18 protein-coding genes and 1 pseudogene are annotated in these 20,955 nt (G+C 72.2%); 9 read left to right on the top strand and 10 right to left on the bottom strand.

Annotation, left to right across the window (positions count from 1 at the left end):
- The first annotated feature begins 11 nt into the window (after positions 1 to 11).
- Entirely contained in the window at positions 12 to 665 is a 654-nt protein-coding gene (locus VFZ92_RS39535) for a CatB-related O-acetyltransferase (RefSeq protein WP_330882778.1), read from the top strand.
- On the opposite strand, the gene VFZ92_RS39530 is transcribed toward VFZ92_RS39535, so the two are convergent.
- The 3 genes from VFZ92_RS39530 to VFZ92_RS39520 all read right to left on the bottom strand — a co-directional run bounded on the left by VFZ92_RS39530 (position 652) and on the right by VFZ92_RS39520 (position 3,315).
- Complete coding sequence (locus tag VFZ92_RS39530) at positions 652 to 1,392, bottom strand: hypothetical protein (protein ID WP_330882756.1); 741 nt, start codon at positions 1,390 to 1,392, stop codon at positions 652 to 654. The two genes, VFZ92_RS39535 and VFZ92_RS39530, sit on opposite strands and share 14 nt — an antisense overlap.
- 277 nt (positions 1,393 to 1,669) lie before the next feature.
- Complete coding sequence (locus tag VFZ92_RS39525) at positions 1,670 to 2,464, bottom strand: SAM-dependent methyltransferase (RefSeq protein WP_330882754.1); 795 nt, start codon at positions 2,462 to 2,464, stop codon at positions 1,670 to 1,672.
- Positions 2,465 to 2,538: 74 nt separating this feature from the next.
- Entirely contained in the window at positions 2,539 to 3,315 is a 777-nt protein-coding gene (locus VFZ92_RS39520) for a leucine-rich repeat domain-containing protein (RefSeq protein ID WP_330882752.1), read from the bottom strand.
- A 100-nt stretch (positions 3,316 to 3,415) separates the two neighbouring features.
- On the opposite strand from VFZ92_RS39520, the gene lon reads away from it, so the two are divergent.
- A complete protein-coding gene (lon, locus tag VFZ92_RS39515; RefSeq protein ID WP_330882750.1) occupies positions 3,416 to 5,791 on the top strand; it encodes an endopeptidase La in 2,376 nt (791 codons plus the stop codon).
- A gap of 72 nt (positions 5,792 to 5,863) precedes the next feature.
- Here lon and VFZ92_RS39510 read toward each other — a convergent pair whose 3' ends face one another.
- Positions 5,864 to 6,343, bottom strand: coding sequence for an AMIN-like domain-containing (lipo)protein (locus VFZ92_RS39510; protein ID WP_330882748.1), 480 nt, complete (start codon positions 6,341 to 6,343; stop codon positions 5,864 to 5,866).
- A gap of 161 nt (positions 6,344 to 6,504) precedes the next feature.
- Between VFZ92_RS39510 and VFZ92_RS39505 the strand changes: the two genes are divergently transcribed.
- Positions 6,505 to 7,035, top strand: coding sequence for a YbhB/YbcL family Raf kinase inhibitor-like protein (locus tag VFZ92_RS39505; RefSeq protein WP_330882746.1), 531 nt, complete (start codon positions 6,505 to 6,507; stop codon positions 7,033 to 7,035).
- A 69-nt stretch (positions 7,036 to 7,104) separates the two neighbouring features.
- Complete coding sequence (locus tag VFZ92_RS39500; RefSeq protein WP_330882744.1) at positions 7,105 to 8,478, top strand: mycothione reductase; 1,374 nt, start codon at positions 7,105 to 7,107, stop codon at positions 8,476 to 8,478.
- Positions 8,479 to 8,618: 140 nt separating this feature from the next.
- Here VFZ92_RS39500 and VFZ92_RS39495 read toward each other — a convergent pair whose 3' ends face one another.
- Positions 8,619 to 9,776 (bottom strand): MFS transporter, encoded by a 1,158-nt coding sequence (locus tag VFZ92_RS39495; protein WP_330882742.1) that lies wholly within the window; start codon positions 9,774 to 9,776, stop codon positions 8,619 to 8,621.
- A 158-nt stretch (positions 9,777 to 9,934) separates the two neighbouring features.
- On the opposite strand from VFZ92_RS39495, the gene VFZ92_RS39490 reads away from it, so the two are divergent.
- Genes VFZ92_RS39490 through VFZ92_RS39480 form a run of 3 tightly spaced genes read left to right on the top strand, consistent with a single transcriptional unit; the run spans position 9,935 to position 12,811 of the window.
- On the top strand, positions 9,935 to 10,603 hold the full coding sequence (locus tag VFZ92_RS39490; RefSeq protein WP_330882740.1) for a FadR/GntR family transcriptional regulator: 669 nt from the start codon (positions 9,935 to 9,937) through the stop codon (positions 10,601 to 10,603).
- Positions 10,604 to 10,648: 45 nt separating this feature from the next.
- A complete protein-coding gene (locus VFZ92_RS39485) occupies positions 10,649 to 11,740 on the top strand; it encodes an epoxide hydrolase family protein (protein ID WP_330882738.1) in 1,092 nt (363 codons plus the stop codon).
- A complete protein-coding gene (locus VFZ92_RS39480) occupies positions 11,741 to 12,811 on the top strand; it encodes a winged helix DNA-binding domain-containing protein (RefSeq protein ID WP_330882736.1) in 1,071 nt (356 codons plus the stop codon).
- Positions 12,812 to 12,883: 72 nt separating this feature from the next.
- Here the strand turns inward: VFZ92_RS39480 and VFZ92_RS39475 are convergent, their stop codons facing one another.
- Complete coding sequence (locus VFZ92_RS39475) at positions 12,884 to 13,834, bottom strand: LysR family transcriptional regulator (protein WP_330882734.1); 951 nt, start codon at positions 13,832 to 13,834, stop codon at positions 12,884 to 12,886.
- A 73-nt stretch (positions 13,835 to 13,907) separates the two neighbouring features.
- Between VFZ92_RS39475 and VFZ92_RS39470 the strand changes: the two genes are divergently transcribed.
- Positions 13,908 to 14,885, top strand: a complete 978-nt coding sequence (locus VFZ92_RS39470) for an EamA family transporter (protein ID WP_330882732.1) — start codon at positions 13,908 to 13,910, stop codon at positions 14,883 to 14,885.
- Between the two features lie 1,439 nt (positions 14,886 to 16,324).
- On the opposite strand, the pseudogene VFZ92_RS39465 reads toward VFZ92_RS39470, so the two are convergent.
- The 3 genes and pseudogenes from VFZ92_RS39465 to VFZ92_RS39455 all read right to left on the bottom strand — a co-directional run.
- Positions 16,325 to 17,044: pseudogene (locus tag VFZ92_RS39465) on the bottom strand (M56 family metallopeptidase); the annotation flags it as partial.
- Between the two features lie 236 nt (positions 17,045 to 17,280).
- Positions 17,281 to 17,721 carry a hypothetical protein gene (locus tag VFZ92_RS39460; protein ID WP_330882730.1) on the bottom strand — a complete coding sequence of 147 codons (441 nt, stop codon included), beginning with the start codon at positions 17,719 to 17,721 and terminating at the stop codon, positions 17,281 to 17,283.
- 111 nt (positions 17,722 to 17,832) lie between these two features.
- On the bottom strand, positions 17,833 to 19,359 hold the full coding sequence (locus VFZ92_RS39455) for a cobyric acid synthase (RefSeq protein WP_330882728.1): 1,527 nt from the start codon (positions 19,357 to 19,359) through the stop codon (positions 17,833 to 17,835).
- Positions 19,360 to 19,406: 47 nt separating this feature from the next.
- Here VFZ92_RS39455 and VFZ92_RS39450 point away from each other — a divergent pair, with 47 nt between their 5' ends.
- Positions 19,407 to 20,105 (top strand): alpha/beta fold hydrolase, encoded by a 699-nt coding sequence (locus VFZ92_RS39450; protein WP_330882726.1) that lies wholly within the window; start codon positions 19,407 to 19,409, stop codon positions 20,103 to 20,105.
- Here VFZ92_RS39450 and map read toward each other — a convergent pair.
- Positions 20,092 to 20,949: a type I methionyl aminopeptidase gene (gene map / locus VFZ92_RS39445; protein ID WP_330882724.1), complete on the bottom strand. Its 858-nt coding sequence runs from the start codon at positions 20,947 to 20,949 to the stop codon at positions 20,092 to 20,094. The two genes, VFZ92_RS39450 and map, sit on opposite strands and share 14 nt — an antisense overlap.
- Positions 20,950 to 20,955 lie beyond the last annotated feature (6 nt).

Genomic DNA, 20,955 nt, shown 5'->3' with positions numbered 1-20,955 from the left:
CCTCCGTGCCCATCGCCCCGAGCCCGGACCAGCTCTACCCGCTGCCGGACCACCCGAGGGTCGTGCTGCTCAAGCCGCTGATCACCTCCCCGACCATCGAGGTCGGCGACTACAGCTACTACGACGACCCGGACGACGCGACGCGGTTCGAACACCGCAACGTCCTCTACTCCTACGGCGAGGAGAAGCTCGTCATCGGCAAGTACTGCGCCATCGCCGCGGGCACCACGTTCATCATGGCGGGCGCCAACCACCTGACCACCGGCGTCTCCACGTTCCCGTTCACGATCTTCGGCGGCGACTGGGCGGAGTCCACCGTGGACCTCATGCTGGCCAACCCGTCGAAGGGCGACACGACCGTCGGCCACGACGTGTGGTTCGGCTACCGCTCGATGATCATGCCCGGCGTGACCATCGGGCACGGCGCGATCATCGCCAGCGGCGCGGTCGTGGTGGCCGACGTGCCGCCTTACACGATCGTGGGCGGCAACCCGGCGAAGCCGGTGAAGGCCCGGTACTCGGCCGAGGAGGTCGACCTGCTGCTGAGGGCGGCGTGGTGGGACTGGCCGGTCGACCTGGTGACCGAGCACGTGCGGACGATCATGTCGGGCACACCGGCGGACATCGGCGGGATCGCGCGGGCCAACGGGCTCATGACGGGGTGATCGACCAGTCCCCGCTCGACGTGACCTGGACGATCGCCGGACCCGCCAGCGGCACGGTGCCCTCGTAGCCACCGATGGTGTTGACCGCGAGGTCGATCCTGCTCGTCTTGAGGGACGCGACGTGGACGGCGAAGTTGCCGTCGCCCACGTTGCCGACCTTCGCCTTGGTCGCGCCCGCGGCGAGGAAGACCACCGAGTCGCCGCTGCCCGACGCCACGCCCTCGACCAGGGGCGCCAGGTCGAGCCCGCCGACGGTCAACGTCCACGCGCCCTGCGCGCCGACGGTCAGGGTGGTGGTGCGGCTGCCGTCCCTGATGTCCATCCACCGCAGACCGCTGTAGGCGCCGATCTCGTTGACCAGCAGGGATTCGAAGCCGTCCGACTTGAGCGTGGTGTTGCTCGAACAGGCGGGGCACTCGAACTTCACGATCTTGATGCCGCTGGGCCGGTCCAGCGCGACCACGTCGTCGCCCTGTCCGGTGTAGACAGTCGGTGGCGGTGGTGGGGGCTTGGTCGTGGTGGTCGTCGTCCGGACCGTCGTGGTCGTGGGCTTGGGCTTGGCCGAGGTGGCCGGGGCCTTCGCGAGTTCGGCGGCGGCGGACGACGCCGCGGCGCCCGGTTCCTGCCCCGACCGCTCACCGCCGTTGGCCACGCTGATCACCACGAGCAGGGTGACGACACCGACGACGACCCACGGCCACCGCTTGGTCTTCGGCCGCGGCGGCACGGGTGGCGGAACGCACCGGCCCGGAGGCGGGCCGTGCGGGACTCCCGGAGGCGGGCCGCCCCACTGGGGCTGTCGCGGCCCGTACGGGGGCGGGGGATCGGGAGGACCTGCGGGCGGTTGCGTCATGGGAGTGCCTCCAACCTGAGCGCACCGGTGTTCCGGTCGCCCGTTCCGTCGAAGCTCCCGCACGCAGCGTTATCCCCTTGGCGCGCCACTCACTCTTTCGAGTCCACATGAGACTCGAATGGGCGTACGCGGGTCAGCGGCACAGGGTCGGTCACGGCTTGCGGCCCACCCCGACGTACGCGCTGATGTACGCGTCGTCGGAGTCGGAACGCCACTCCGGCAGCAGCACGACGCCGGGGTCGACCAGGTCGAGGCCGTCGAAGAAGCAGGCGATGTCGGCGGCGGAGCGCAGGACCAGACGGGCGTCGGAGCGCTGGTAGACGGCCTGCACGCGTTCGCCGCTGGTGACGCCGTCCTGCGTGACGCCGTCCAGGCTGCCGTGGGAGATCGCCACGTAGCTGCCGGAGCACACGGCGTCGCGGTAGCGGGCGACGGCGGCGTGCGGGTGGTCGCCGTCGGGCACGAAGTGCAGGACCGCGGAGAGCAGGACCGCGAGCGGGCGGTCGAGGTCCAGCACCTCGCGAACTTCCGGGGTGGCCAGCACCTCGTCGGGGTCGCGCAGGTCGGCGCGCACGGCCACGGCGTGCTGCTCCTCCGCCAGCATGGCGATGCTGTGGGCGACGGCGACCGGTTCCACGTCGACGTAGACGACGCGGGCGCCGGGGTTGGTCTGCTGGGCGATCTCGTGGACGTTGCCGACCGTGGGGATGCCCGAACCGAGGTCGAGGAACTGGTCGACGCCCTGGTCGGACAGGTAGCGGACGGCGCGGCGGAGGAAGTTGCGGTTGGCGCGCGCGGCGCCCGCCATGCCGGGGTAGATCTTCTCGACGGCCTTGGCGGCCTCGCGGTCGACGGCGAAGTTGTGCGAGCCGCCGAGGAAGTAGTCGTACATCCTCGCGACGCTCGGTCGGGTGAGGTCGACCGAGGACGGCACCCACAGATCCACGACAGCCCCTCCACCGATGCTATGTCGATCACACTCGATCCAACCCCGCCGCGTCGGGAACTGTCCAGGTGCGGTCAGGTGAGGACGACGCAGCCCCGCCGTTCCAGGTCGAGCAGCCACAGCGGCATCGCGAGCCGCTTGTTCCAGCGGAGGTCGAGCTTCTCCAGCGCGGGCAGGCCGCCGAGCACGTCCGGCAGCGTCGACAGCGCGTTGTTCCGCAGGTCGAGGACCCGCAGCGCGGCGAGGTCACCGATCTCGACGGGCAGCGCGGTCAGGTGGTTGTCGCGCAGGCTGAGTTCGCGCAGGTCGGTCAGGCGGCCGAGGGACCCCGGCAGCTCCGTCAGCAGGTTGCCGCGCAGGTGCAGCTCCCGCAGCCGGGTGAGGTCGCCGATCGACTCCGGCAGCGCCGCGAGCCGGTTGCCGTAGAGCCGGAGCTCGCGCAGGCCGGCCAGGCCGCCGACGCTCTCCGGCAGCGAGGTCAGCAGGTTGTCGGCGATGTTGAGGTAGCGCAGCTTCACCAGACCGCCCAGCGACTCCGGCACGGACGTGAGCCGGTTGTCGCCGAGGTAGAGGTACCGGTCGAGCGAGGTCAGGTCGCCGAGGGAATCCGGCAGCGCCGTCAGGGCGTTGTGCCCGAGGTCGAGGGTGTGCAGCGTGGTGAGCCCGCTGATCTTCGGCGACAGCTCGCCGACGCGGTTCGCCGCGACGTTGAGCGAGCGGAGCTCGACGAGCTCCCAGAGCGAGTCCGGCAACGCCGTGAGGTCGTTGTCGTAGGCGCTGAGCTCCCACAGGTCCGGCGGGAGGTCGGGGAACTCGGTCAGCCCTTGGCCGTCCAGGTCGAGGCTCTGCATTGCGACACCCTAGGTGCTCGCTCAGAGCGAACGCCCGGCGGAAACAATCCCCGACTCCACTTGGTTGAGCCAGTCAGACTCAACTTTGGAGGGTGACTTGATGGGCAAGACTCTGGCACTTCCGGTGTTGCCCCTCGACGACGTGGTCGTGCTCCCCGGCATGGTCGTTCCCGTCCGGCTTTCCGGCGCGGACGCCAACGCCGAGGCCCGCGCCGCCGTCGAGGCCGCCACCGCCGCCGCCGAGAACGGCGCCAAGGCGCAGCTGCTGCTGGTGCCCCGGCTCGACGGCAAGTACGCCAAGGTCGGCACGCTGGCCGTGATCGAGCAGGTCGGCAGGCTGTCCGGCGGCGAGCGGGCGGCCGTCGTGCGCGGCACCGAGCGCGTGCGGATCGGCACCGGGACGACCGGACCGGGCGCGGCGCTGTGGGTGGAGGCGACCGTCGCCGACATCCCCGAGGCCGACGACCGCACCACCGAGCTGGCCCGCGAGTACCGCGCGCTGGTGACCACGATCCTCCAGCAGCGCGGCGCGTGGCAGGTCGTCGACTCCGTGCAGCAGGTGGACGAACCGTCGGCGCTGGCCGACCTCGCGGGCTACGCCTCCTACGTGACCGAGGACCAGAAGGTCTGGCTGCTGGAGACGAGCGACGTCAACGAGCGGCTGGAGAAGCTGCTGGAGTGGGGCCGCGAGTACCTGGCGGAGCTGGACGTCGCCGAGACGATCCGCAAGGACGTCAAGGAGGGCATGGAGAAGCAGCAGCGGGAGTTCCTGCTGCGCCAGCAGCTCGCCGCGATCCGCAAGGAGCTGGCCGAGCTGGACGGCAAGCCCGCGACGGAGGAGCAGGACTACCGCGCCCGCGTCGAGGGCGCCGACCTGCCCGAGCACGTCCGCAAGGCCGCGCTCGCCGAGGTGGACAAGCTGGAGCGCACGTCCGACCAGTCCCCCGAGGTCGGCTGGATCCGCACGTGGCTGGACACGGTGCTGGAACTGCCGTGGAACGAGCGCACCGACGACGCCTACGACATCCGCGGCGCGCGGGCCGTGCTCGACGCCGACCACTCCGGTCTGGACGACGTGAAGGAGCGGATCACCGAGTACCTGGCGGTGCGCCGCAGGCGGACCGACCGCGGCATGGGCGTCGTGGGCGGTCGGCGCAGCGGCGCCGTGCTGGCCCTCGTCGGTCCTCCCGGTGTCGGCAAGACCTCGCTCGGCGAGTCCGTCGCACGGGCCATGGGCCGCGAGTTCGTCCGGGTCGCGCTGGGCGGCGTGCGCGACGAGGCCGAGATCCGCGGCCACCGCCGCACGTACGTCGGCGCGCTGCCCGGCCGGATCGTCCGCGCCATCACCGAGGCGGGCACGATGAACCCCGTCGTGCTGCTGGACGAGATCGACAAGGTCGGCTCGGACTACCGGGGCGACCCGACGGCCGCGCTGCTGGAGGTGCTCGACCCGGCGCAGAACCACACGTTCCGCGACCACTACCTGGAGGTCGACCTCGACCTGTCCGACGTGGTCTTCCTGGCCACGGCGAACGTGCTCGACACGATCCCCGCGCCGCTGCTCGACCGCATGGAACTCGTGCAGCTCGACGGCTACACCGAGGACGAGAAGGTCACGATCGCCCGCGACCACCTGCTGCCCCGGCAGCTGGAGAAGGCCGGCCTGACGCCCGAGGAGGTCACGATCTCGGAGGACTCCCTGCGCAAGCTGGCGGGCGAGTACACCCGTGAGGCCGGTGTGCGGCAGCTCGAACGCGGCCTCGCGCGCATCCTGCGCAAGGTCACGGCGAAGGTCGCGCTGGACGAGGAGGCGCTGCCGGTCGGCGTCGAGGTGCCCGACCTGCGCGGCTACCTGGGCAAGCCGAAGCACACGCCGGAATCGGCCGAGCGCACCTCGGTCCCCGGCGTTGCGACGGGGCTGGCCGTCACGGGTGCCGGTGGCGACGTCCTGTTCATCGAGGCGTCGCTGGCGGCCAAGGACTCCGGCGCGAGCGGCGTCACGCTGACCGGGCAGCTGGGCGACGTGATGAAGGAGTCGGCGCAGATCGCGCTGTCCTACCTGCGGTCGCACGACGACGAACTGGGCTTCGGCGTCGGCTCGCTGGCCGACCGCGGCGTCCACGTCCACGTGCCCGCCGGTGCCGTGCCGAAGGACGGCCCGAGCGCGGGCGTCACGATGACGACCGCGCTCGCGTCGCTGCTCTCGGGCAGGCCGGTCCGCTCGGACGTGGCGATGACCGGCGAGGTGTCGCTGACCGGCCGCGTGCTGCCGATCGGTGGCGTGAAGCAGAAGCTGCTGGCCGCGCACCGGGCGGGCATCACGACCGTGCTGCTCCCGGCGCGCAACGAGCCCGACCTGGACGACGTGCCGGAGTCGGTCCGCGAGGCGCTGACCGTGCACCTGGTGGCGGACGTCCGCGAGGTGCTGGTCCACGCCCTGGAGCCCGCGGCGTCCGCGGTGACCGCCGCGGCGTAGTCCGGACGTGAAAAGGCCCCGCTCGGTCATCCGAGCGGGGCCTTTCCTCGTGCGACGGCTGGGTCCGAGGACTCAGACGCCGATGTCGATGACGACCCGCGTCGGGTTCTCCAGGACCGAGACCGACTGCCAGGTGGCCCGGCGGTAGCCGAGCCCCACGGTCAGCTGGCCCTCGAAGTCGCCCGTGATCGCGAACGCCTGGACGTTGGACAGCTGCGGGGTCGTGAACTTCCGCGGACCGGTGTAGGTCGGGTCGCCGTTGTCGTCGTGCGCGGCACCCGGCCACGTCACGACCTGGTAGAAGTAGGTGCCCGGCAGGTTGACCGGCAGGCCGGACCCGTCGTAGGTCAGCTCGGGCACGACCTGCGCGAACGGGATCGTCGGCTTCGGCCCGGTGAAGTCCAGCACGATCCGGTCGTACGTGGCGTGCGCCCCCACTCGAACGTTGGTCAGCAACGGCGTGGACGGTGACGCGGACGCCGTGGACACCACCGACGCGACAGCGGTCAAAGCGGCGAACAACACGACTACCGCGCGCAAACGAGTCCTCATGGCTACCCCTCCCCAAGTGTGGCCGGAAAGCGCTCCGCCCCGAGGAGCGCTTCCCCATTAGAGACGCTCGGCGGCCCCCGTGGTTGCGAACACGGGAAACTGCGCCGTCCGAGTGCCCCCACTAGGCTCGGATCGACCGATGATCACCCGTGGAGGACCCGATGAGCCTTGAGCGCCCCGTTGCTCCCGATCCCTACTCGCTGCTGCCGGTGGTGCCCTCGTTCAGCGTGACGTCGACCGACGTGCGCGACGGCGAGACGTTGCCGCAGGCGCAGGTGCACGCGGGCGGCAACACCTCTCCGCAGTTGAGCTGGTCCGGTTTTCCCGAGGGGACCAAGAGCTTCGTGGTGACGTGCTTCGACCCGGACGCGCCGACGCCGTCGGGGTTCTGGCACTGGGTCGCGGTGAACCTGCCCGCGTCGGTGACGGAACTGCCCGCGGGCGCGGGTGGGTCGGACGACTCGCTGCCGGGTGGCGCGTTCCACGTCCGCTCGGACTACGGCACGCGCGCGTTCGGCGGCGCGGCCCCGCCGGAGGGCGACCCGGCGCACCGGTACTTCTTCGTGGTGCACGCGGTCGACGTGGAGGAGCTGGACGTCGACGGCGACGCCTCGCCCGCCGTGGTGAGCTTCAACCTGGCGTTCCACACGCTCGCGCGGGCGATCCTCACCCCTGTCTTCCAGCAAACCTGAGCGGGAATCGCACGGCCGTCCTGCCCGTTTGAGAGAGTAGGAACCCCACCTACCAGGCAGGACGGCATCGTGCGGCACTTCGACCTCGTCATCATCGGCAGCGGCTCCGGGAACTCGATCCCCGACGAGCGGTTCGCCGGCCAGCAGATCGCGATCGTCGAGAAGGGCGTGTTCGGCGGCACCTGCCTGAACGTCGGCTGCATCCCGACGAAGATGTTCGTGCACACCGCGGACGTGGCCTCGACCCCGTCGGGTGCCGCCAAGTTCGGTGTCGACGAGCACCTGGACGGCGTGCGGTGGCCGGACGTGCGGGACCGGATCTTCGGCCGCATCGACCCCATCTCGGCGGGCGGGCTGCGCTGGCGGTCCGAGGACAACGCGAACGTGACCGTCTACCAGGGCACGGCGAGGTTCGTCGGCCCGAAGACGCTCGACACCGGCACCGGCGAGGTCATCACCGCCGACCGGTTCGCGATCGGCGCGGGCAGCAGGCCGGTCATCCCGGACGTCGTGGACCTCGACACGGTCGACTACCACACCAGCGACACCGTGATGCGGCTCGACGAGCTGCCCGAGAGCATGGTCATCCTGGGCAGCGGGTTCGTCGCGAACGAGTTCGCGCACGTGTTCTCGTCGTTCGGCGTGAAGGTCACGATGATCGCCCGCTCGGACCTGCTGCTGCGCCACGAGGACCACGAGATCGCCGAGCGCTTCACCTCGCTCGCCACCGACAGGTGGGACGTGCGGTTGCAGCGCAAGACCGTGCGCGCCGAGCGCACCGACGGCGGCCTCCGCCTGCACCTGGAGGGTCCGGACGGCGCGGAGGTCGTGGACGCCGAGGCGCTGCTGATCGCGGTCGGCCGCACCCCGAACACCGACCTGCTCGACCTCGCGCAGACCGGTGTGACCACCCACCCGGACGGCCGGATCGTCGTGGACGAGTACCAGCGGACCGTCGTGGACGGCATCTACGCGTTCGGCGACATCAGCTCCGAGTACCAGCTCAAGCACGTCGCGAACCACGAGAGCAAGGTCGTGCGGCACAACCTGCTGCACCCCGACTCGCCGAGGAAGTCGGACCACCGGTTCGTGCCGTCGGCCGTGTTCTCGTCCCCGCAGATCGCCTCCGTCGGCCTCACGGAGGAGCAGGCGGTCGAGCAGGGCGTCCGGTACGTGAAGGGCACGCAGGCGTACGCGTCGATCGCCTACGGCTGGGCGATGGAGGACCACAGCGGCTTCGCCAAGGTCCTCGCCGACCCGGCCACCGGGCAGATCCTGGGCGCGCACATCATCGGTCCGCAGGCCCCGACGGTCATCCAGCCGCTCATCCAGGCCATGAGCTTCGGCCTGGACGCCCGCACGATGGCCGCGGGCCAGTACTGGATCCACCCGGCCATGCCGGAACTGGTCGAGAACGCCCTGCTGAACCTGCCGCTGGACTAGTCGAACGGCGTCCGGGCGGTCGCGATGGCCCGTCGCGACCGCCGGGACCCGCGACAGCCGTGATCAGCTGCCGAGCGAACGCACGACCTCGTCGGGGTCGGCGAGCCGTCGCCGTGCGCTTCCTCGCCCGTGGAGCCGTCCTACACGGTGCGGGGACGGCCCGCGATGGAACCGAGCGCGGTGAGCAGCACGACCAGGCCCGCCAGGACGAGCATCGAGGTCGTCCACGCGCCCGTCGAGTCGCGCAGCAGCCCGAACGCGAACGGGCCCGTGGCCGCGATCAGGTAGCCGATGCTCTGCGTCATCGCCGACAGCCGGGCGGTGTCCGCGGTGGTCGACGAGCGCAGCGAGACCAGCACGATCGCCAGCGGGAACATGCCGCCCATGCCGAGGCCGACCAGCAGCACCCACAGGCCCGTCAGGGTGCCGGGTGCGAACGCGAGACCCAGCACTCCCGCCAGCAGCAGCGCGCCGAGGACGAGCACCATCCCGGTCTGCGAGCGCCAGCGGGCGGCCAGCGGTGGCACGACGAAGCTGACCGGGACGCCGAGGACGACGGTGATGGCGAGCAGGAAGCCCGCCGTGGTGCGGTCGACGCCCGCGTCGCCGAGGATCGCCGGGAGCCAGCCCATCACCGTGTAGGCGAGCAGGGCCTGGCTGCCGAAGAAGACCGTCATGACCCACGCCAGCGGGCTGCGCAGCAGGGAGCGGCCGGGCGGCGGGCCCGTGACGCGGCCCGCCACGCCGCGGCGGGACCCGGCCAGCCAGAGCAGCAGCGCGGCCAGCGACAGCAGCGCCCACGCGCCGACCGCCAGCCGCCAGCTCCCGAGGAACGCCTCCAGCGGCGGGGTCAGGGCGGCACCGGCGCCCGCTCCCGCGGCCATCGCGGCGGTGTAGATCCCGGTGATCGGCCCGATCCTCGTGGGGAACGAGTCCTTCACCACGACGGGGATGAGGACGTTGCAGACGGCGATGCCCGCGCAGGCGACGAACGTGCCGCCGAGCACCACGAGCGGGCCGTCGACCACCCGCAGGAGCAGGCCGAGGGTCAGCACGAGGAGCGCCGAGCCGACCGCCCGCTTGAGGCCGAGGCGCCTGCCCACCCACGGCGCGGCGAAGGCGGCGGCGCCGAAGCAGAGGACGGGCACGGCGGTGAGCAGGCTCGTCCAGGCCGCCGAGACGCCGAGACCGGCCCGGACGTCGCCCAGCACCGAGGCGAGACTGGTGACCGCGGGTCGCAGGTTGGCTGCCGCGAGGGTGACGCCTGCCGCCAACAGGATGCCGCCGGTGACGGCCACATGTCGGCGTCGTCCTACGGGTTCAACCACTCCGTGTACCCGAACCGTCGCGGAGACACCACTATCGGTGGCAGTGTTATCACTCGACGGTATCGATCGCGGAATCGTCACCCGACTACTGTCCCAGACATGGGATGTTCGGATGAAAGGACTTTGCTGTGCCATTGGCCACTACCCGGCGGGCGGGCCTCGTCGATCAGGTGATCGACCAGATGAGAGGTGCGATCAGCAGCGGCGAATGGCCCGTCGGCCGCCGCATCCCGCCGGAGCCGGAGCTCGTCCAGGCCCTCGGCGTCGGGCGCAACACCGTGCGCGAGGCCGTTCGGGCGCTGTCCCACGCGGGACTGCTGGAGGTGCGGCAGGGGGACGGCACGTTCGTCCGCGCCACGAGCGAGATCTCCGGAGCGGTGCGGCGGCTGTGCGGCACCGAGCTGCGCGAGGTCCTCCAGGTGCGGCGCACGCTGGAGGTCGAGGGCGCGCGGCTGGCCGCGACGCACCGGACCGAGGACGACCTGCGCAAGCTGACAGCCCTGCTCGCGCAGCGCGACGCGGCCGTGGCGGCCAAGGACTGGGAGCGGATGATCGAGCACGACGCCGCCTTCCACGGACTGCTCGTCCAAGCGTCGCACAACACGCTGCTGAGCGAGCTGTACCGCGGCTTGAACGAAACCGTCCGCGCGAGCATCACGGCGACCGTGGACGAGGACCTCGACCCGCCGGTGTCGCACACGGGGCTGCTGGACGCCGTGCGCGACCGCGACCCCGTCCGAGCGGCGGCCGAGGCAAGCGGTTTCCTGGAGGACATCCTGCAACGACACGGCGAGTGAGGCCGCGGACCGGAACCGTCCGCGGGCGATCCTATGGTTGATCCCATGGAGCCCTATCGCATCCAGATCCCGCAGTCGCAACTCGACGACCTCCACACCCGGCTCGCGAACACCCGATGGCCCGCCGAACCCGACGGGACCGGCTGGGCGGACGGCGTGCCCGTCGCGTACCTGAAGGACCTCGTCGAGCACTGGCGCACGCGCTACGACTGGCGCGCCTGGGAAGCGCGGCTCAACGCCTTCCCCCAGTTCACGACGACCATCGACGGCGCGAACATCCACTTCCTGCACGTCCGCTCCGCCAGGGCCGACGCGCTGCCGCTGGTCCTCACGCACGGCTGGCCGGGCTCGGTCGTCGAGTTCCTCGACGTGGTCGAACCGCTGTCGCGCGACTTCCACCTCGTCATCCCCTCCATGCCCAACTACGGCTTCTCCGGCCCGACCCGCGACACGGGGTGGGACGTGCGGCGCATCGCGACCGCGTGGGCGGAGCTGATGGCGCGGCTGGGCTACGAGCGCTACGGCGCGCAGGGCGGTGACTGGGGGTCGGCGGTCTCGCGCGACCTCGGGATCGTGGACGCGGAGCACGTGGTCGGCGTGCACCTGAACATGGTGCTGACGTTCCCCGGTGACGACCTGAGCGGGCTGACCGACGACGACAGGGCCCGGCTCGGCATGCTCCAGCACTTCGCCGACGACATGTCGGGCTACCAGCGGATCCAGGGCACCAGGCCGCAGACGCTCGCCTACGGCCTCACCGACTCCCCCGTCGGGCAGCTCGCGTGGATCGTCGAGAAGTTCAAGGAGTGGACGGACTCGGAGGACGTGCCGGAGGAGGCCGTCGACCGCGACCTCCTGCTGACCAACGTGATGGTCTACTGGCTCACCGCCACCGCGGGCTCGTCCGCCCGGCTGTACAAGGAGGCGACGAGGTCCTGGACCGCGACGGAGGTGTCGACGACACCGACCGCCGTGGCCGTGTTCCCCGCCGAGATCGCCCTGCCCGTGCGGAGCATCGCGGAGAGGACGAACACCATCGTGCGGTGGACCGAGTTCGACCGCGGCGGCCACTTCGCCGCCCTCGAACAGCCCGCCCTGCTGGCGAACGACGTCCGCGCCTTCTTCCAGAGCCTGTAGATGCTGACCACGCGAACGCTCAACCGCACCACGCTGGCCCGGCAGATGCTGCTGGAACGGCACGACCTGCCACCGGACCGGGCGATCGAGCACCTGGTCGGGTTGCAGGCCCAGGCGACCTCGTCGCCGTACGTCGCGCTGTGGTCGCGGCTGCGGGACTTCGACGCGGGCGAGGTCGGCGCGATGCTGCTGGACCGCACGGCGGTCCGCACGACGCTGATGCGCGGCACGCTGCACCTCGTCACGGCCCGCGACTGCGTGCGGCTGCGGCCCGCGCTCCAGCCGATGCTGGCCCGCACGGCGACCGCGAACTTCGCCCGTTCCCGGCGAGCCGAGGACCTGGCCGACCTGGTCGCCGCGGCCAGGTCGCTGCTCGACGCGGCGCCGATGACGAACGCCCAGCTGGCCGCCGAGCTGACCCGGCGGTGGCCCGACCACGGGATCACCGGGCTGGGCTCCCTGGTCCAGGCGCTGCTGCCCGTGGTGCAGACGCCTCCGCGCGGCGTGTTCGGGCGCAGCGGGCAACCGCTCAACGCCGTCGCGGCGACGTGGCTCGCCACCGAGATCCCGGCCGAGGCCGATCCGGACGAGATGGTGCTGCGGTACCTGGCGGCGTTCGGTCCGGCGAGCGTCGCGGACGTGGCGGCGTGGTCGCGGCTGACCGGGCTGCGGGCCGTGGTGGACCGGCTGGACCTGAAGACCTACCGCGACGAGTCGGGGCGAACGCTGCTGGACGTCCCGGACGGCGTCCTCACCGACCCGGAAACCCCGGCCCCGCCCCGTTTCCTGCCCGACTTCGACAACGTGCTCCTCTCGCACGCCGACCGGACGCGGATCATGTCCGACGAGCACCGCGCCCGCTGGGGCGGTGTGTCGAACGCCGTCTTCCCGCCCAGCTTCCTGCTCGACGGGTTCCTCAGCGGCACCTGGAAGGTCGACGGGGGCGTCCTCACGATCACGCCGTACCGGGAGGTGTCCGCACAGGACCGGAGTGCCCTGGCCGAGGAAGGCCTGTCCCTGCTGGGTTTCCTCGCTCCGGGCCAGGACCACGACGTGCGGTTCGCGCCCTGACCTCGCCGCGGGCGTCCGCCGACGCTGCCGGGGTCGACCGGCGGAGGGCGCGCGACCGGGTCGGCGCTCCGGTCACGGCGCCTCGGTGGGCCTGCCGTGGTCGACGAGGTCGCCCGACGCGGTGCTCCGGTGCTCCCAGCACGCCCGCAGCGACGTCAGCGCTGCCGTGATGGCGGGTCGCCTGCCCGCCCTGGTGCGCCACACCGCGAACAGCCGCCGGGTCGGGGTCGGGTGCAGCGGGACCGCGCGCACGGTCGGCGGCAGCGCGCCCCGGCCGAGCCTGGGCAGCAGACCGACGCCGATGCCGTGCGCGAGCAGGGCGATCTGGGTCTCGTACTCGCCGACCCGGTGCGCGAGGTCCGGTTCGAGGCCCGCGCCGCGGAACGTCTTGACCAGCCAGTCGTGGCAGACGGTCCCCTCCGGCTGGCAGATCCAGCGCTGCCCGGCCAGGTCCTCGGGGACGAGGAACGGGCGGTCGGCGAGCGGGTGCGCGACGGGCAGCAGCACGTCCGCGTAGTCCTGGCCCACCGTGCTGCGGGACAACGACTCCGGCACGGCCAGCGGGGTGTTGACCCAGTCGTGGGTGACGGCCAGGTCCAGTTCGCCGCGGGCGACGGCCTGGAGGGCGTCGGGCGGGTCCAGCTCGACCGTGCGGACGTCGAGGGCGGGGTGCCGGGTGATCAGGTCGACCAGGACGAGCGGCAGCAGGCCCCGCGCGGCCGTCGCGAACGCGCCGATGGTCACCGTGCCGACCGCCGCGCCGCGCTGCTCCTCCAGGGTCACCTCGGCCTCCTCGACCAGCGCCAGCACCTGCGCGGCGGTGGCGGCGAGCCCGTAGGCGGCATCGGTCAGCGCGACACCGCGACCACGGCGTTCCAGCAGCGTGGTGCGGGTCTCGCGTTCGAGCTTGGCGATCTGCTGGGACACCGCGGAGGGCGTGAAGCCCAGCACGGACGCCGCCGCGCCGACCGAGCCGTGGGTCGCGACGGCGTGCAGCGCGCGGAGCCTGCCGAGGTCCATCATGAAGCAATGCTAAACCCTGGGGTGAAGCAAATCTCGCTGGTGCTTAACTGTCGGCCCACCCAGACTCGGTCGGGTGAAACCACGGCACGCCGCTCTCGCGGTCCTCGTCGCGGCCATCTGGGGCGTCAACTTCGTCGTCGTCGAGATCGGTCTGCGGAACTTCCCACCCCTGCTGTTCTCCGGTCTCCGGTTCCTCGCCGCCGCCGTCCCCGCCCTGTTCCTCGTCGGCCCGCCGAGGGTCGCGTGGAAGTGGGTGGCCGCGGTCGGCCTGGTCCTCGGCGTCGCGAAGTTCGGCTTCGTGTTCACCGGCATGCACGCCGGGATGCCCGCGGGGCTGTCGTCGCTGGTGCTCCAGAGCCAGGCGGTCTTCACCGTCGTGTTCGCGGCCGTGCTGCTGCGCGAACGGCCGCGCCGCACGCAGCTGATCGGCATCGGGGTCGCCTCGGTCGGCATCCTGGTGATCGCCCTCGACCACGGCGTCGGCAGCCCGCTCGGCGCGTTCGCGCTGGTGGTCGCGGGCGCGGCGTGCTGGGGGCTGTCCAACGTCATCACCCGCTACGCGAAGCCGCCGGACGCGCTGAGCTTCATCGTCTGGGTCAGCGCGGTCGCCGTCCTGCCGCTGCTGGGGCTGTCGCTGCTGGTCGAGGGCGTCGACGCGGACCTGGCCGCGCTGGCGGCGTTCGACTGGACCGGCGCGGCGGCGCTCGGGTACGTCGCGTGGATCTCGACGCTGCTCGGCTTCGGCCTGTGGGGGTACCTGCTGCGCGAGTACGACGCGGGCACCGTCGCACCGTTCTCGCTGCTGGTGCCGGTCGCGGGGATGCTGTCGGCGTGGCTCGTCCTCGGCGAGGAGCTGACCGTCCTGCGCTGCACGGCCGCGCTGCTGGTGATCGCGGGCATGGCGAGCACCGCGATCAGGCCCCGTCAGCCGGAACCGGGCAGCGTGCTCTCCCTGGCGGCGTTGAGCAGCGTCAACGTCCGCTCGAAGTCGGGGAGCGACTTGATGAACCCGTCGAGCATCACCTGCGAGTCCCCGCCCCCGTCGCGGTAGATCTTCACGCACTCGCGGGCGCCGGGCACGAGCAGCGCCAGGCCGGCCCTCCAGGACTCGGCGACCTCGGCGCCCGGCGGTTCGGGGAACGCCGCCGCCTCCTCGCTGCGCGCGCTGGCCTTCTCGCAGGCCTCGGCGATCCGCGCGGTGTCCTCCGCCTCGAACGCCTTGAACACCTCGTCGCTCGCGAACCTGACGGCCATGAACTGGTCGAACCCGCCGCCGTACTGCCAGGTGTTGACCGCCTGGTCGGTGTTCACCACCACCTCGGGCCCCGCCTCCGGCAGCAGCGCCGCCGCCCGCGGGGCCTTCGGCCACCACACCACCGCGACCGCGGACACCACCAGCACGGCCGCGACCACCAGTCGACCCGAACCTCGCCGCGGCACGACCGCACCACGGGCGAAGACCGCTCCACCGAGCGCGGCGACGACACCCAGCACCGGCAGCACCTGCGACGGGCGAGCGGCCAGCACGCTGTCGACCTGCCAGCCGTCCAGGTGCAGCGCCCAGATCCCCAGGCAGCCCACCACCCCGACGACCCAGGTGGCCAGCAGCGCCGTGACCAGCTCGGACCGCCGGGCGACGAGCGCGGCGACCAGCACCTGGACGGCGACCACCGCCACCAGTTCCCACGCCGACCGGGCCGCGGCGGCCTCCGGCGTACCGCCCGCGGTGAAGGACAGCGCCACCGCGACCACACCCCACCCGGCTGCGCCGACCAGTCCCGCGAGCACGCCGAGACGCGCCGACCCCCGGCCCAGCAGGAGCGGCACGAGCCACAGCAGCGCCACCGCGGCGGCCGTGAGGACCCGGTCGGAGTTCAGCAGGAACGGCACCACCACGATCCCGGCCACCCGCCCGTACCCGCTCACGAGGGTGAAGGCCGGACCCAGGTGGTCGCGCCAGAGCACCTCGGCGACCAGCAACTCCCGGAACCACCCGAGGAAGCTCAGGCACACCACGACCACGGCGGCGGCGGACACCGCGCCGAGCCACCCCCGCGCCCGGTCGGCGAGCCGCACGGCCACCAGTCCCGCCCAGGCGCAGACGAGCGCGGTGACCAGCACGAGGATCGCCGCGCCGAGCACCACGAAGCCGTTGCCGAAGATCCGCGCCGCGGCGCGGGACAGGTCCAGTTCCAGGCCGATCGCCAGCCCCAGCCCCAGCCCCAGGCCCGGCCGGACGAACGTCCACCGCCCGACGCCGCCCGCCCGCAGGTACGCGGCGCCGCGCAGGGCGATCACGCACACCAGCGAGGCGACGGCGACGCTCCACACCACGCGCATCACGAGGAACGACTCGTTGCCCTCGCGGTACCAGCTGATCCCGCTCAACCCGGCGACCAGGTGCGACCAGGCGAGCTGGATCGCCAGGCCGCTCATCAGCGCCTCGCCGAAACCGTTGCGCAGCAACGACTTCGGGTCGCTCATCGCGGCGTTCCGCGCGACGCGGGTCGGGTGGATGGCGATCCACCTCAGCACGCGGCGGTGCTCGGGTTCCGCCCTGAGCGTGCGGTAGGGATCGGTGTCGTCGGTCCACAGCGCGACCAGCGCGTCGGCGTAGCGCTCACGGGAGCGCAGCACGGCGGTGCGCGCCGCGTACACCAGCAGCACCAGCAGGAACACCCGGACGAGCAGGCCCGCGGTGATCGGCGAGTCCAGGTTGGGGAGGTTCCAGTCCAGCAGCGGGCTCAGGTAGAACACCAGGTACGGCAGCAGCACCACCGACAGCACCGCCCGCCACACCGAGAGCGTCGCGTAGGTGGTCGCCACGTCGCCGTTGCGGACGTGCGCCAGTTCGTGCAGCACCACGGCGTCGAACCCGGCCCGGTCGCGGTCGAGCAGCGCCACCAGGCCGGCGTCCAGGCACACCACGGGTTTCCGGCGGGTGCCGAACGCGACCCCGCCCGCCCGCGTGCTGTACGGGTCCAGCCGGAACTCCGGCGCCCGCGCCAGACCGGCCTTGGCCACCAGTTCGCCGAGCGGGCCCTCCAGCTTGCTCCACAGCGCCGGGCAGGACTCGTGGTCCAGCAGTTCCAACCGCGACCGGCGGACCCGCCACCGCGGCAGGACGACGTAGACCACGGCCGCCACCAGCAGGAGCAGCGCCACACCACCGACCAGCCACCCGATCCGGGGCAGGAAGAGACCCGACATGCACTCGCGGTACAGGGCCCACTTGGCCTCGTCCGGGTCGACGCTGTTCGTGGACGTCAGGTACAGGTCCGCCCTCACCTGGCAGCTCGCGTCCTCCAGGAACGGGTCCGCGGGCCACGCGGAGGCGAACGAGCCCGCGACGAACCAGGTGGTCGCGAGCGCCAGCGCCACGAGCGTGCCGAAGCGCAGCGTCGTGCCGGAGGGCGTGCCGAGCAACTCCGGTCTGCCGGACCCCACTACAGCTCGCGCTCGAGCGTCGTCCGGACCGCGTCGCCCACCTTCTCCGCCAGGTCGTCGGCCACCCCGAGTTCCTTGGCGCGCTCGATCGCCAGCGCGCGCAGGCCGTCGAGCTGGTCGGCGGTGATCTCGGGCGCGTCCTTGGGGCGGCGCAGGCGCTTGAACAGCTTGCCGCCGCGCTCGACGAGCGCCTCGCCGGTCTTGTCGAGCAGGTGCTCGTACACCGCGGTCGCGACGCCCAGAGCCACCGGTGACAGCAGCGCGATGGCGATGTCGATGCCCGACCCCAGCACGGCCCCCGGCCGGTCGCGGTCGGAGAGGACCTTCTTGGGATCGCGGAGGTAGGCGCGGCTGACGGGCTCGAAGAGAGCCAGTTCGTCCGGCGCGAGATCGGCCACCACGCTGCGAGCGGTGTCCACGACGAAGTCACGTTCGGCCATCGCGCCTCCTCGGTCGGAGTTTCCTGTCTAGTCCGTGATCACCACGGCCACACTCGACCATTGTGGTGAACGATGATCTCCACCGGGACGGCATTCGGAATTCCGATGGCGTCAGGTGGGAGCCCCCGGAGGCACGAACGGGAGCCCCGCGGGCGCGCCGCCGTCGAGCAGCCGCCGCACGGCCGAGGTGTCCAGGTGGTCCGCGACCAGGTCGCCGAGCAGGTCGAGCTGGGCGGCCCGCGCGGCGGCGAAGTCGACGTCCTCGGCGGGCGTGAAGCCGTCGCGGCCGGACCTGTCCGCGGCCCAGCGCAGGAACGCCCGCCGGAACCCGTCGTTCTCCAGCAGGCCGTGCCAGTGCGTCCCCGCCACCGACCCCGTCAGCGCGCCCTCGCCGACGCCGTCCGGCAGCGTCACGAGGGTGTCCAGGTCACCGCGGCGCGCGACCCGGCCGTGGTGGATCTCGTAGCCCGTGACGGGTTCGCCGAACGCGGTGCCCGACGGCCGGTGCAGCGTCTTGGCGGGCTCGAAGCGGACGTCGAGGTCCAGCAGGCCGAGGCCGTCCACGGTGCCCGCCCGCGACTCCACGGCGTCCTCGATGCGCGTGCCGAGCATCTGGAACCCGCCGCACACCCCGAGCACCGGCAGGCCGCGCCGGGCGTGCGCGGTGATCGCGTCGGCCAGCCCGGTCTCCCGCAGCCACGCCAGGTCGGTCACGGTGGCCTTGGAGCCGGGCAGCACCACGAGGTCCGCGTCCGCGACCCGCGACGGCTCGGTGACGAACCGGACCGACACCCCCGGCTCGCACGCCAGCGCCTCCACGTCCGTGGCGTTGGAGATCCGGGGCAGCCGCACGACCGCGACCCGCAGCCACTGCTCGCCGACGGGCGGCTTCGGCCTGCCGATCACGCCGTCCGCGCTGTAGGACAGCGAGTCCTCCGCGTCCAGCCACAGCTCCTCCCGCCACGGCAGCACGCCGAGCACGGGGCGGCCGGTGAGGGCCTTCAGCTGGTGCAGCCCCGGCTCCAGCAGCGCGGGGTCGCCGCGGAACTTGTTGACCACGAACCCGGCCACCAGCGCCTGGTCGGCCGGGTCGAGCAGCGCGAGCGTGCCGAACAGGTGCGCGAACACACCGCCGCGGTCGATGTCGCCGACCACCAGCACCGGCAGGTCCGCCGCCCGCGCCAGCCCCATGTTCGCGATGTCGTTCGCCCGCAGGTTGATCTCGGTCGGCGACCCGGCGCCCTCGCAGACGACGGCCTCGTAGTCGTTCCGCAGCGAGTCCAATGTGGACAAGACCGTGCGGAGCAGCTCGGCCTTGCGCTCCCGGTACGACAGCGCCGACACCTCGCCGACCGCGCGGCCCAGCACGACGACCTGCGACGTCCGGTCCCCACCCGGCTTGAGCAGCACCGGGTTGAACCGGACGCTGGGCTCCAGCCCGCACGCCGCCGCCTGCACGGCCTGCGCGCGGCCGATCTCGCCGCCGTCCGGCGTGACCACCGAGTTGTTCGACATGTTCTGCGCCTTGAACGGCGCCACGCGGACCCCCTCGCGCGCCAACCAGCGGCACAGCCCGGCCACCAGGACGCTCTTGCCCGCGTCCGAGGTGGTCCCGGCCACCAGCAGCGCACCGGTCACGACCGCACTCCCCCCGTCCACCCGCTCAGACTGACATCATTCCCCCCATGGTCGACGTTCCCGCCACCACGGTCCTGGTGCACAGCCCCTTCCTCGGACCCGCCACCTTCCGGCCGCTGGCCGACGCGCTCGCCGCGCACGGTCACCCGGTGGTGGTGCTCGACCTGAGGGTGAGCGTCAACTCGGCGCCGGTGCACCAGCGGATGATCGGCGAGTTCGCCGACGCCGTCGACGACTCCGCCGTGGAGGGCGAGGTGGTCCTCGTGGGCCACAGCGGGGCAGGCCCGCTGCTGCCCGCGTTCGCCGACGCGCTGGAGACCCCGGTCGGCGCGCTCGTCTACCTCGACGCCGACCTGCCCACACCGGGCAAGAGCTGGCGCGAGACGTTCTCGCCCGAGCTGATGGCGCACATGCGGAAGATCTCCCGCGAGGACGTCATGCCCCGCTGGGACCGCTGGTTCCCACCGGAGCTGCTCCCGACCCTGATCCCGGACCCCGCGCAGCTCGCGGAGATCCTGGAGGAGGCCCCCGAGGTGCCGCTGGCGTTCCTCAAGGAACAGCGGCCGTCGGTGCCCTGGCCCGGCCCCTCGGCGTACCTGCGGCTCAGCGCCGAGTACGCCGACGCGGCCGCCGCGGCGGCGGAGCTGGGCTGGCCGGTCAGCGAGCTGGACCTGCACCACCTGGCGGCGGCGACCCACCCGGAGCAGGTCGCCGCGGCGCTGGTGGCGCTGCTCAGCAGACTGTGAGGATCTCGGCCCCGTCCTCGGTGACCAGGATCGTGTGCTCGAACTGAGCGGTCCAGCTCTTGTCCTTGGTGGTGATCGTCCAGTCGTCGGCCCAGGTGTCGTGCTCGATCCCGCCGAGGGTGATCATCGGCTCGATCGTGAACGTCATGCCGGTCTCGATGACGGTCGGCACGTGCGGCGCGTCGTAGTGCAGCACGACCAGGCCGCTGTGGAACGAGCGCCCGATGCCGTGCCCGGTGAAGTCGCGCACGACGCCGTAGCCGAACCGGTTCGCGTAGGCCTCGATGACCCGGCCCACCACGTTCAGCTGGCGGCCCGGCTTCACCGCCTTGATGGCCCGCACGGTCGCCTCGTGCGTGCGCTCCACCAGCAGCCGGTTCTCCTCGCTGACGTCACCCGCCAGGAAGGTCGCGTTCGTGTCGCCGTGCACCCCGCCGATGTAGGCGGTCACGTCGATGTTCACGATGTCGCCGTCCTCCACCACCGTGGAGTCCGGGATGCCGTGGCAGATGACCTCGTTCAGCGAGGTGCAGCACGACTTCGGGAAGCCCCGGTAGCCGAGCGTCGACGGGTAGGCCCCGTTGTCGCAGAGGAACTCGTGCGCCACCGCGTCGATCTCGTCCGTGGTCACGCCGGGCACCACGACCTTGCCCGCCTCCTGGAGCGCCTGGGCGGCCAGCCTGCCCGCGACCCGCATGGCCTCGACCACCTCGGGCGGCTGCACCCACGGCTCGTCGCTCCGCGTCGGGCCCGGCTTGCCCACGTACTCGGGGCGGGCTATCGCGGCGGGGACGGAACGGCGGGGGGACAGTTCACCTGGCTTCAGGGCGGCACGCACGGACATGCCTCC

Source organism: Umezawaea sp. (genome assembly GCF_036375055.1).
GTDB lineage: Bacteria > Actinomycetota > Actinomycetes > Mycobacteriales > Pseudonocardiaceae > Umezawaea.
Note: the sequence above shows the minus strand (reverse complement) of the source record. Positions and strands in the feature narration are given on the sequence as shown.